General features: G+C 60.2%; 9 protein-coding genes and 1 tRNA gene. 4 read left to right on the top strand and 6 right to left on the bottom strand.

Going from position 1 to position 10465, the window contains the following annotated elements:
* Positions 1-245 precede the first annotated feature (245 nt).
* Positions 246-710 (top strand): TspO/MBR family protein, encoded by a 465-nt coding sequence (locus Q0Z93_RS07965; protein WP_298064398.1) that lies wholly within the window; start codon positions 246-248, stop codon positions 708-710.
* A gap of 108 nt (positions 711-818) precedes the next feature.
* Here Q0Z93_RS07965 and Q0Z93_RS07970 read toward each other — a convergent pair whose 3' ends face one another.
* From Q0Z93_RS07970 to nth, 5 genes are all read right to left on the bottom strand, one after another.
* Positions 819-1868, bottom strand: a complete 1050-nt coding sequence (locus Q0Z93_RS07970; RefSeq protein WP_298064399.1) for a TlpA disulfide reductase family protein — start codon at positions 1866-1868, stop codon at positions 819-821.
* An 89-nt stretch (positions 1869-1957) separates the two neighbouring features.
* The gene (locus Q0Z93_RS07975) at positions 1958-3529 is read right to left on the bottom strand and encodes a S41 family peptidase (protein ID WP_298064400.1); all 1572 of its coding nucleotides are present in this window, start codon (positions 3527-3529) and stop codon (positions 1958-1960) included.
* Positions 3530-3558: 29 nt separating this feature from the next.
* The gene (locus tag Q0Z93_RS07980; RefSeq protein ID WP_298064402.1) at positions 3559-3756 is read right to left on the bottom strand and encodes a hypothetical protein; all 198 of its coding nucleotides are present in this window, start codon (positions 3754-3756) and stop codon (positions 3559-3561) included.
* A 58-nt stretch (positions 3757-3814) separates the two neighbouring features.
* Complete coding sequence (locus Q0Z93_RS07985; protein WP_298064403.1) at positions 3815-5461, bottom strand: sulfatase; 1647 nt, start codon at positions 5459-5461, stop codon at positions 3815-3817.
* A 139-nt stretch (positions 5462-5600) separates the two neighbouring features.
* Positions 5601-6266, bottom strand: a complete 666-nt coding sequence (gene nth / locus Q0Z93_RS07990; RefSeq protein WP_298064404.1) for an endonuclease III — start codon at positions 6264-6266, stop codon at positions 5601-5603.
* 224 nt (positions 6267-6490) lie between these two features.
* Between nth and Q0Z93_RS07995 the strand changes: the two genes are divergently transcribed.
* From Q0Z93_RS07995 to Q0Z93_RS08005, 3 genes are all read left to right on the top strand, one after another.
* Positions 6491-7759 carry a PLP-dependent transferase gene (locus Q0Z93_RS07995; protein ID WP_298064405.1) on the top strand — a complete coding sequence of 423 codons (1269 nt, stop codon included), beginning with the start codon at positions 6491-6493 and terminating at the stop codon, positions 7757-7759.
* A gap of 689 nt (positions 7760-8448) precedes the next feature.
* A tRNA-Arg gene (locus Q0Z93_RS08000) sits at positions 8449-8525 on the top strand.
* 333 nt (positions 8526-8858) lie between these two features.
* On the top strand, positions 8859-9251 hold the full coding sequence (locus tag Q0Z93_RS08005; RefSeq protein WP_298064407.1) for a DUF2007 domain-containing protein: 393 nt from the start codon (positions 8859-8861) through the stop codon (positions 9249-9251).
* A gap of 359 nt (positions 9252-9610) precedes the next feature.
* Here the strand turns inward: Q0Z93_RS08005 and ruvC are convergent, their stop codons facing one another.
* Entirely contained in the window at positions 9611-10177 is a 567-nt protein-coding gene (gene ruvC / locus Q0Z93_RS08010) for a crossover junction endodeoxyribonuclease RuvC (protein ID WP_298064409.1), read from the bottom strand.
* Between the last annotated feature and the right edge of the window lie 288 nt (positions 10178-10465).

Below are 10465 nucleotides of genomic sequence, written 5' to 3' on the forward strand. Positions count from 1 at the left end.
GGGCGGACAGAATACCCTCGCCGGGCCGGCAAGGGCGGAAAAGGGCGAGGAGAACCGGGAAAGGACGGGAGGGGCGGAAAAGACGGGAAGGGCGGAAAAGACGGGAAGGGCGGAAAAAGCTGGCAAAGGTGAAAAGGCCGGCAAGGGGCGATAAGGCAGAGGAAGGGTCGAGGAGAATCGGGAACGGCCGGGAAGGAACGACGATGGCATGAGAATTGTTCCGGTAGTCGGTAAACCGAAACCTCATGAAAAAAGCCCTCCCCTATGTGCTCCCGGTTCTGCTCTGTTTCGGGCTGGGATACTTCGCCAGCCGATTGCAGACAGACGCTATCGCGCATTGGTATCCGCATCTCGACAAACCGGCGCTCACTCCGCCTAACTGGATGTTTCCCGTAGCCTGGGGCGCGATTTACCTGTTGTCGGGCCTCTCCGCCGGACTGGTCTGGAACCGGGCCGGCGCCCGGCGCAAAGGCCTCCTGGCCTTATGGGGTGTCCAGCTGCTCTTCAACTTCCTGTGGAGCATCCTCTTTTTCACGCTTCGGAACCCTTTGCTCGGATTGGTCGATATTATCCTGCTCGATCTGCTCGTGCTCGGGTATATCCTATGGACGTGGCACGTCGTGCGCCTCGCCTCCGTGCTCTTCTGGCCTTACTTGGTCTGGATCGGTTTCGCCACCTGCCTGAACGCCTATATTCTGGTTTTCAACTGATTCCTTTCGCTGTTCCGGGTCAAAGAAACAAGCCGGCCTCTGCGCAAGTGCGCAGGCCGGCTTGCCGTTTATACATCCCAGGAAAACGACCCCAGGAAAATTTCCCCGCTACTCCCCGGCAGCGGCAGTTTCCTCCGCAGCGGCATACACCTCGTTCAACTTAGCCGTCAGCTCCTCGCCGCGCAGGTTGCGCGCCACGATCGTCCCGTCCGGCCCGATCAGCACGTTCGATGGAATCGACCGAACCCCGTAAGTGACCGCCGGAGCGCAGTTCCAGAAGTTGAGGTCACTGACATTCGTCCAGGTCAGTCCATCCTTGCGGATGGCATTTTTCCAGCTGTCCATGCCGTCGGGACGGTCGAGCGACACGCCGAATACCGTGAATCCCTTGTCTTTGAACTGATTATACGCAGCCACGACATGCGGATTCTCCATACGGCACGGGCCGCACCACGAAGCCCAGAAGTCCAGCAGGACATAGTTGCCCCGTCCGGCCACAGACGACAGCGCCACCGGCGTCCCCGTGGTATCCGGCAGGGTGAAGTCGGTGAACCGGTGCCCCGGGCTGGTCGCTTCCAGCCGGGAAGCCATATCCTCGACCATTTGCAGATACACCGAACCGCGCAGCGTGCTGTCGAACCCGGCCAGATACTCGCGCATTTCGGGATAGTCCAGACCCGGCGTCACGCGGCGGAAAAATACATAAGCTGCCGCCACGCTCTTGGGATTGTTCTTGATGAAATCCCGGCCGTAGACGACCACCTGCGCATAACTGTTCAGGCTGTCGACCGCGTCTAAATAGCTTTGGTAGAGATCCTGCTCGGCGGAACCGGTCACCTGAATGCTGTCCGGCTGATCCAAGGAACCGGTGACGGCGATCGGGCTGTTCTCTATGAAAAACCAAACCGCAGGCTTGCCGGTGCTGTCCCCGACCGTGATCTGGGCGAGCATCGGCAAAGCGATCTCCCCGGCAAAAGAAGCCTGGCCCGCCGAAACCGCAGCCGAGTCGATCACGCGGGGCAGCTTGCCCTGCAACACGGAGAGATAAACCGTCTGGCCCTCCTCGAGTCCCTCTAAACAGGCTTTGACTTGATACCCTTTTTGGGCGCAGGCCGCGAACATCAGGGCGGCGGCGCCCAGCAGCAACGTTTTTTTCATCTTTTTTCTGTATGGTTTCAATTGGATTCGTTTAACGGTCAGTGTTTCGCCACTCCGGAAAGAGCACCGCGGGAGCAAAGAGAGGCGGTTTATTTCCCCGCCTCCGCCACCGCCGCGGCGAAGTCCGGATCGTTCTCTGCATTGATGACCCGGTAGTAGGCCGTCGTATTCCAGAGCCGCTGTGCGATCAGGGCTTTGATCTGCGCCCCGATCGGCCTGCGCGATCGCTCCATGCCCTTTTCGTCATACTCCACCCCGCGCGCCCGCCCCAAGGCGATCAGCCGCTCCGTCATCTCCGGTGTCAGGACGAAGTCCCGGGCGAAGGTATCGAAATCCGGATATTTCTCCCGGTACTCCTGCCGGCGGCTGTCCAGCTCCGTCACCGCGAACTCCAGCAAGACCCCCCGGCGCACCAAAGCGCTCCAGTAATCTGAATAGGCCGTGGTGTCGAGCGGTACGTACACGTCCGGCGTGATGCCTCCGCCGCCATACACGTTCCGCCCCTCGACCAGTGTCTTGTAGACATGCGACGAGTCTGCCGCCGGAGCCTTGCCGCCGGTCAGTTCGCCGGAGCTGTAACGCTTCGCCCAGTCGTTGTAATACCCCTGGAAGTTCCCCCGTTCGTAAGGCCGTTGGATGGAGCGTCCCGAAGGCGTATAGTAGTGCGCCACCGTCAGCCGGATCGCCGATCCGTCGCTCAGCGGTATTTGCTGCTGCACCAGCCCCTTGCCGAATGTGCGCCGTCCCACGACAGTCCCCCGGTCCCAGTCCTGCATCGCTCCGGCGACGATTTCCGAAGCCGAGGCCGAGCTCTCGTCCACTAACACGATCAGTTTGCCGCTGCCGAACAGCGGTTCCGAAGGTGCCGTGTGAGCCTCCTGCCGGGACATGTTGAGGCCCTCGGTGTAGACCACCAGACTGTTCGGTTTCAGAAAATTCCCCGCCACCCGGATCGACTGTTCGAGCAGTCCTCCGCCGTTGCCGCGCAGGTCGAGGATCAGCGACGAGATGCCTTGCATCCCGTCCAGCGCTTTCCGCAGTTCGTCGTTCGTAGTGGCCATGAAGCGGTTCAGTTTCACATATCCCGTATTCCGATCTACCCGGTAGGCTGCGTCGAGACTGTACATCGGGATTTTGTCTCTCACGATGCTGAAATCGAGCGTGTCGGCCACTCCCGGCCGCACGATCCGCAGTTCGGCCCGCGTCCCCTTCGGGCCGCGCAGGAACTTCGGCACGTCGTTGAGCCTGACTTTGGTTTTCAGCTCGCCGTTCACATAGACGATGCGGTCTCCTGACATCAGTCCCACCTGCTCCGACGGCCCCCCGGGAACGGTGTTCACCACCACGATGGTGTCGCGCAGAACGTTGAACTCGATGCCTATCCCCTCGAAATTGCCTTCAATCTCCTGTTCCTGCTCTTTCAGCTCCTCAGGGCCGATATAGACGGAATGCGGGTCGAGGCTCCCGAGCATTTGCGAGATCGCCCCCTCGACTAATTTCACCATATCGACCGAGTCGACATATCCGTTGGCGATCAGATACATGACCTGGTTTATCTTCTGGAACTGGGCCGCCTGCTGCGAAGAGATCTTCTGCGCATGCGCCGCGCTGCCCAGAGCGAAGGCCGCCGCGATTATGATGGTTTTGAGGATGTATTTCATTCTTTTCGGTGCTGATCCGGTTGTCAAAGTTACGCTTTTTGGACGAACGGCAAAGAGGATGCGGAAATGGCGGAAGCCCGGCCCCGCGCGATCCGGCCCGACCCGCGCCGAAGTCCTTTCCGCCTCATTCGCTCCGGCCCGATCCCTGTCCGATTTTGCGCCGGTTCGATCGGGATCGCATCCCTGCCCTGAATCTCCCGGAAGGCTCGGGTGCCGAGGACTGCCATTCGACAGGTTCGGGGATTTACGACGGGAAATAGGAACAGTTCGGTCTGTTCCCTGCCGTCAGAAATGGATTCCGTCCCCTCGGCCCGTGCGTTCGCGGCGCGGCTCGCGGTACGGCGAGCCGTCCGGCCAGCAGCACCCCTTGCCCGTGGCTTTCACCCGCGGCACCTGTGCGTGCATCCGTTTCAGCTCCCGGGTCAGCCTTTCGGCCATCCGGGCCCGCCGTTTCGCCTGCACCGGGTTCGTGCCGTGGTCTATTTTCTCGAAAATGTCCTCCCTCAGGTTGAAGAGCATCGTGCGCCCCGTGTCGTAATAATAGACCAGCTTCCAGTCCCCCTGCCGAATAGCGCTGTAAGGCGCGATACCGTCCCCCTCGGCATCCCACATGTTCGGGAAATGCCACACCAAAGGCCGCCGCCGGCTGATCGCCGCATCGCCCCTGACGAGCGGCACGATGCTTTGCCCGTCGATCCGCTGCACGGTTTTCGCACCCGCCGCCCCCGCTATTTCGAGCAGGGTCGGCATCAGATCCTGGATCGCCACCGGCACGGTACAGTGTGTGCCGCCGTCCGTCACCCCCGGCCATTCGATCAGCATCGGCACCCGGATACCTCCCTCCAGCGGCGAGCCTTTTCCGCTGCGCAGCGGAAAATTCTGCGTCCCCAGCCTGCCGCTCCGCCCCCAGGCCGCCAAGCCTCCGTTGTCCGAGAGGAACACCACCACAGTGTTGTCCTCGACCCCCTTCTCTTTCAGATAGCCGCGCAAATCGCCCAGGCTCTTGTCCATCCCTTCGACGAGCGCCGCGTAAGCCGCCTCGGTCGGATCCAACCCCGCGTCGATATACTTCCCGTAGAACCGCATATCCCGGTCATACGGCACATGCACCGCGTAGTGGCTCATATAGAGAAAGAACGGCTTGTCTAACAGGAGAGCCGTGTCGATCTGCCTTTTCGCCTCCATCGTCAGCGCCTCCGTAGCGAAAACAGCTTCGCCCCAGTAGCGTTCTAATCCCGGTATCGCATTGGGCCGCTGCTGCGCGGCGCCCGGCACGTTGCCGAAATTCCTTTCGCCGAGGTACGACGCCGGGCTTCCCGCCGCGTGCCCCGCCACATTGGCCTCGAAGCCGAGGGTCAGCGGGTCGGCTCCCGGTGTGTCCATCGCCCCGAAATGGGCTTTGCCCACGATGGCCGTGCGGTAGCCCGCCTGCCGCAGCAGTTCCGGCAGAGGCGTCACATACGTCGTCCGTTCCACCCCCGGCACGGCCGCGATGCCGTTGACGCTCCACGCAGGCCAGTCGAGCGTGGGGCTTTCCGGGTCGGGCCCCCGGTCTTTAAAAAGCGTCCAGTTGGTCACCCGGTGCGCCGCCGGGTTCATGCCGGTCAGGAGGCTCACCCGCGACGGCGAACTGACGGAAGCCGCGTAGGCTTCGGTGAACTTGACGGCGTTGCGGGCCATTTCCTCCATGCCGGGCGTGCGGTAGGTGCGGTTCAAAGGCGTGGTGTCTTTCCAGAAAGGCTCGGAGGTGTCCTGCCATCCCATGTCGTCCGCCAGGAACAGGAGAATGTTGGGCCGTTCGCCCTGCCGCGGCGCAAGAGGGGCGGTTTTGTCTCCTCGGGCGGCCGGAGGCACCGGGCGCTCCGCCCAGGCGGTGCCCGATCCCAGCAATCCGCTGGCGCCAAGGGCCGTTAAAAAAAGATGGGGTTTCATTGTTCCGGTATTTCGTCGTCAATTCAGCCACGCAACCGGCACCTTGACCGTATTTCGTGTCAATCCGGAGGCAAGTTACGAAAATCGGTTCGGTTTTTCCGGAACCGCGGGATTTGCCAGTCGCCGGCGGCACCGCTTATTATTTTCCCGCGGCTTTCTCTTGCGCTTTCAGTTCCCGCTGCCGGTGCCGGCACCACGGCGCAATGCCGCACGCGTCGCACTGCGGCGCCCGTGCGGTGCAGACGTACCGTCCGTGCAGGATCAGCCAGTGATGCGCCCGCCCCAAAAGCGGAGCGGGAATATGCGCCACCAATGCCCGCTCGGTTTGCAGCGGATTTTTCGAGTTCGTGGTCAGACCGATCCGCTCGGCCACCCGGAATACGTGCGTGTCCACGGCCATCGCGGGTTTGCCGTACACGATCGAGACGATCACGTTCGCCGTCTTGCGTCCTACGCCCTGCAGGGTGGTCAGCTCCTCCACCGTGTCGGGCACCCGCCCTCCGTACACCTCTTCCAACCGCTGCGCCATCGCCACCAAGTGCTCCGCTTTCGAGTTGGGGTAGGATACCGACTTCACATAAGGGAACACGTCGTCCGGTGTGGCTCCCGCCAGCTGGTGCGAGGTCGGGAACCGCTCGAACAGCGCCGGGGTCACCTGGTTCACCCGCTTGTCGGTGCACTGCGCCGACAGCATCACGGCCACCAACAATTCATACGGTGTGCGGTAGTGCAGCTCGGTTTCCGCCTCCGGCCTGTTTTCCGAGAACCAGCCGATAATCCCCACGAATCGTTCCTTGACCGTCATAAGCAAATCGTTTTTACGCCGCAAAGTTAGCGAAAATCGCCGATTCGGTCGGGAAGGCCTGCGGATTCCCTTTCTGCCGGTTTCCCGATGCACACAAAAACGTCCGGCTGTCATCCGCTGCGGGCCCTCCGTGTCTCGCACCGGACAATCCGGCAGCGGCGCGAATTTTATTCGCGCGCAACGACGGAAATACTTATATTTACGTTTTCCAAAATATTCGGGAAATGGACGGTAAACCATGGGGATTTACGGCGACAGTGCTCGCCGAACCTTGCGACAAAAGCGATCCGCACGGTGCGCTGAGCGTGCCGGTCTATCAAAATGCGGCTTACGAATTTTCTACGGCCGAAGCAATGGAGCTGGCTTTTACGGGACGCTCGGCCGATCATGCCTATTCGCGGATCACGAATCCGACGGTGGAGCATTTCGAGCGCCGCGTGCGCCGGGCGACCGGCGCGCTGAGCGTCACGGCCCTCAACTCCGGGATGGCGGCCATCACCCATCTGTTTCTTACTCTGGGGCGCGCGGGGGCCAATGTGGTCACTTCGCCGCACTTGTTCGGCAATACCTATTCGCTGCTGCGTTCGACGCTGGCCGATTTCGGAGTGGAGACGCGTTTCGCGGACATGACCGATCCGGGGTCGGTGGCGGCGCTGATCGACAAGGATACCTGCGCGGTGTTTCTGGAGATCATCACCAATCCGCAGATGGAGGTGGCCGACCTGGCGGCTTTGTCGGCGGTCTGCCGGGAACGGGGGGTGCCGCTGGCGGCGGACACGACGATCATTCCGTTCCATGTCTTTCGGGCGCGGGATTTCGGGGTGGATATCGAAATCGTGTCGAGTACCAAGTATCTCTCGGGCGGAGCTACGGGGATCGGGGGGCTGCTGATCGACTACGGGACGTTTGACTGGGGGCATTCGTCGAAGTTAGCGGCGGCTGCGAAAGCGTATGGCGTCGATATGCGCGAGGCGTTCACGGCGAAGCTCAGGCGGGAGATTCACCGCAATCTGGGGGCGTATATGACTCCTCAGGTGGCGTACCAGCAGTCGCTGGGGTTGGAGACGCTGGAGGTGCGTTATGCGCGGGCGTCGCGTACGGCGCTGGAGGTGGCGCGGGGACTGGCGGGAATGCGGGGCGTCGAAAGGGTGACTTATCCGGGGCTGCCGTCCGATCGGTTCCATGAAATCGCGGTGCGGCAGTTTGGTGCGGCGCCGGGGGCGATGCTGACGTTCGACCTCTCTTCGCAGCAGGTGTGCTATGCGTTCATGAATCGGCTGCGGCTGATTCGCCGCGCGACGAATTTGTTCGACAATAAGTCGCTGGCGATCCATCCGTGGAGCACGATTTTCGGAACGTTCCCGGAGGCGGTGCGGCTTTCGATGGATATTTCGCCGTGTACGATCCGGCTGTCGGTGGGGCTGGAGGATGCGGAGGATCTGCTGGCGGATATCGGGCAGGCGTTGTCTGCGGCTTCGCCGGAAAGAGGGTGATTTTTCCGGTTTTTGAGGGTGTTTTTGTGGGTTGCAGCGTTTTTCGGAATTTTTCGGTTTTTTGGGGCGTTTCCGGGGATTTGGGTAGGTTGCGGTGTTTTTTGCTGGTTCCGGTGTTTTTTATGGGTTGCGGCGAGAAGCGGTGCGATGTGTGAGCATCGCCGGCCTTGCGGTGCCGCTCGGTACTCGAGCTGAACTGTAATTACCTCAACTCCGCAGGCTGCGACTCAAGTTGTACTGACTGCACACAGGCAGAAAGACGGCTCGGCTATGATCTTCCCCATGGCGGGCCGGACGCCGCCCCACGGGGGGCCCGCAATAAGGCCGCAAGCGTCCTTGATTGCAGCATCCCGGGCGTCCTGCCCGAATTAATCGTAGGTTTATATTGCACCGTGCCGGAAGGAACCGTACCTTTTAACTTCGCTACGCTTGTTTTTCTCCTCGCCGCTCACCTTATTCAGGATAGAGGCAGCCCGGATCGAGTGCCGAGCGGCACCGGGCCTCCGCTACGGGTGGCTCTGGCCTGCGCGAAAACGATTTGCAAGAGAAACTCTGTTTTCGTTCGACTCAGGCGCCAAAAAGAGAGCTCGGCTGGCGACGCGAATGGCATTTCACTGTACGGTTTTGGAAAAAGCCGAAAGAGTGACTATCTTTGCATCGCTTTCGGGAAGACGCTTCCAGAAGCAGACGGCACCGTAGCTTAATTGAATAGAGCATCTGACTACGGATCAGAAGGTTACAGGTTTGAGTCCTGTCGGTGTCACCAACTGTGGAGGGGACAGTTATGAAAAATTCATAACTGTCCCCTCCACATTTTTCCGTACCGGATGCTGCCCGAAATCTTTTCAGGACTTCAAACTCCCTTTCGGCCACTACGCCGCTCTGCACTCGAACTGAGCCTGTCGGTCGCCGATCTTTTAAAGTAGAAGCCACTCCTATTGAAGTCGGAACCGGCACGCGCCGAAAAATGTCCCCCCCAAAAAAATGCGAACACAATAAAGGATATAATCGCCGGGGAATATCTGTCCATTTCGGTGCCGCGGGTGTTGTTTTCGGGCGAAAAATGGCGTATCTTGCGGAATATCAATCTGTCAAAGTCATGAAGATCGTCGGCGTTTATCCGGATTCGTTCGAGGCTTCGCTGGCCAGGGGCCGGCTGGAGGAGGCGGGCATTGAGGTGTGCCTGCTGAACGAGTATATCAATTCGGTGATTCCTTATGCACCTCAGGAAGAGAGGGAGGTGAAACTGGCGGTGGCGGACGAGGATTACGAGGCGGCGATGAAGATGTTGGGACGGTCGTCGCAGAGCGGCGGGGGCTTGGGAAAGGGGAAAGTGTGCCCGTTCTGCGGCTCGGAGCGTGTGACGTTCGGGCTGAAAGGGCCGTCGCGCTGGAAAAAGATCGCGACGGCGGTAGTGGAGACGCTGACGATGGCGCCGGCGGGTAATCTGCGCTGTCTTTATTATTGCCAGGATTGCAAACGGGAGTTCTGACGGAAAGCCGGCATTTGATTTTGCCCTTCGCCGTGGTGCTGGTGTCGGAAAAAAGTTCCTGGGATTACCTTGCGACAGAGGGGCTTATTTGATTTTGCCCTTCGCCGAGTGCCGGTGCTGGAAAAAAGTTCCCGGGATTACCTACAGTGGCGAGGAGTGTTTGATTTTGTCTTTCGCCGTGGTGCCGGAAAGAGGTTCCCGGGATTACTTACAGTGGCGAGGAGTGTTTGACTTTGTATTCCGCCGTGGTGCCGGTGCCGGGAAAAAGTTCCCGAGATTACCTACAGTGGCGAGGGGTGTTTGACTTTTCTTCCGCCATGGGCCGGAAAAAGGTTCCCTGAATTATCCGCAACAGAGGCTTATTTGACTTTGTTAGGGTTGTTGCTGACGAAAGCGGCCCAGCTGTCCGCCCCGCCGGTCACTCCGCCCTCGCCGTGCCGCTCGCCGACTGAGGTTCCCAACGGGCTGGAACGGATATAGTAATGACACAAGGCCACGGCCAATCCGTCGGTTGCGTCGAGCTCCTTGGGGGTCGTGCCGATGCCCAGTATTTTCTGCAACAAAGCGGCGACCTGTTCTTTGGAGGCTCCACCCTGGCCGGTGATGGCCTGTTTGACGCGCCGGGGCGAGTATTCAAAAACGGGAATGTCCCGCACCAAGGCGGTGACCATGGCCACTCCCTGTGCGCGTCCGAGCTTGAGCATACTTTGGACGTTGTCGCCGTAGAAGGGCGCTTCGAGGGCCATTTCGTCGGGCCGGTATTGCTCTACGAGGGCGGAAATGCGTTCAAAGATATGCCTGAGTTTCTGATACCGGTCTTTGTATTTCCCTAATGACACCACACCGAGCACCTGGCAGCGGGGTGTTCCTCCGACGATGCGCAGCACGCCGTACCCGAGCACGTTGGTGCCGGGGTCGATGCCGATCAGGGTCTTCCCTTCCAGAGGGTCGGCGCTGACGGTATGTTCTTCGCGCTGTGCGCGGTTGCGGCGGACGATCATCGGACTGTCATTCTGTTCGTGCAAAAGTAATCTTTTTCTTTATGCCGGGGATGATTCGGCCTGACAGTGGGAAGATATTGAGATTAACCGAAGGTTTTATTGTACGTGTTCGGTAGTGAACTGTTCTCTTTGTGAACAACCGACGCTGCCAGCGGTGCCGCTCGGCACTCGAACCGGGGCCTCTACCCTGAATAAGGTGAGCGGCGAGGAGGA

It is taken from the genome of uncultured Rikenella sp., from assembly GCF_947628055.1.
Lineage (GTDB): Bacteria > Bacteroidota > Bacteroidia > Bacteroidales > Rikenellaceae > Rikenella.